Raw genomic sequence first — 1,163 nt, 5'->3', positions numbered from 1 at the left:
TGGTCGCTTGAACGGGTTCACAATGAACTCGATGAAGAGATGTTGAAAGCGTGGGATGTGGTCGAAACGGAATTTGCTAATCGTGATGTGACGTGGCGAGATGCTGCCTATATTGTCGCACTCTCGCGAGTCGCGGAGGCCCACGAGGTACGAGGGCTGTGGCCATAGTAATGGGGCACCTCGAATAATCACTTGGCAGTGGTCTTCATCGATCGTTTTGGGTTGAATCTACTTCGGTAAACCCCTAAGTTTGGCCATCTTAGGCCTATTGGTCGGGAACCCTCGACGGTTTGAATATTCATCGTCGAAGTTACCCACCGAGCTATCGCCACGCGCCCGCGAGTGTGCCGGCACCAACGACACTGACGAACGAGAATCCAAGCACGACTGTGAGAACGTCCGGATTCGAAAACCCAGCGGTTGCGATAAACAGCGCAATCGCGGCGTTGCGTGCGGCCGTCGTGGTCGCCAACACCTCACGCCGTTCCCGGACCGGCCCCCCAAAGAGGTACCCGAGTGCTAATGAGAGACCGACAGCGACCGCCGAGATGGCGAGCATCTCTGTTCCGATGAGCGATCGCAACTCGCCGCTATAAACTACAACTAAGAGGACGATCAGTCCGACGAACGAGATGTCGGACAGTCGCTGTATGGGCGCGTACATCCGGTCACCGAATGCGGGATACAGGTAGGATAACCCAAGCCCCGCGAGTAGTGGTACAATCTGAATTTCCAGCACCATCCGTCCGATTGCGACGGGATCGACGACGACATCACCGGGTGCGAGCACTACCAGTGAGATTGGGATCGTCACAACCGACAGGAGACAGAGAATTGCCATCAGACCGCTGGCAAACGCGATATCACTGTCCGACATTTCGGCAAATTTTGGGCCGAACGGTGCGCCGGGCGAGACGGCAAGTAACAGGAAACCAGTCGCGTACGCCGGGCCGACCGGAACCATTCGGATGAGAAGGTAGGCGACGACCGGGACGGCTACGAGATTCACCACGAGGGATTTGCTCAACAGTTGCCGGTCACGGAGAGCACCGAACAGTTGTGTGACCGAGAGTTTCAGCCCCATCGAGAACATCGTCGAGAGAACAAAGACCGTCGTTACAATCTCAACGACTGCATCTCCAGATATCGCCTCCATTGTCGGT

1 protein-coding gene and 1 pseudogene are annotated in these 1,163 nt (G+C 56.1%); one reads left to right on the top strand and one right to left on the bottom strand.

All coding sequences use genetic code 11. The annotated features are described in order from the left end of the window. Positions 1 to 168: pseudogene (locus ACFQE9_RS15055) on the top strand (Glu/Leu/Phe/Val dehydrogenase); the annotation flags it as partial. Between the two features lie 154 nt (positions 169 to 322). Here the strand turns inward: ACFQE9_RS15055 and ACFQE9_RS15050 are convergent. Beyond that, positions 323 to 1,163: bile acid:sodium symporter family protein (locus tag ACFQE9_RS15050; protein ID WP_379746574.1), on the bottom strand; the 841-nt coding region annotated here is incomplete at its 5' end.

Origin of the sequence: Halopenitus salinus (genome assembly GCF_042662125.1) — an archaeon.
GTDB lineage: Archaea > Halobacteriota > Halobacteria > Halobacteriales > Haloferacaceae > Halopenitus > Halopenitus salinus.
This window is presented reverse-complemented; position numbering and strand designations above follow the sequence as displayed.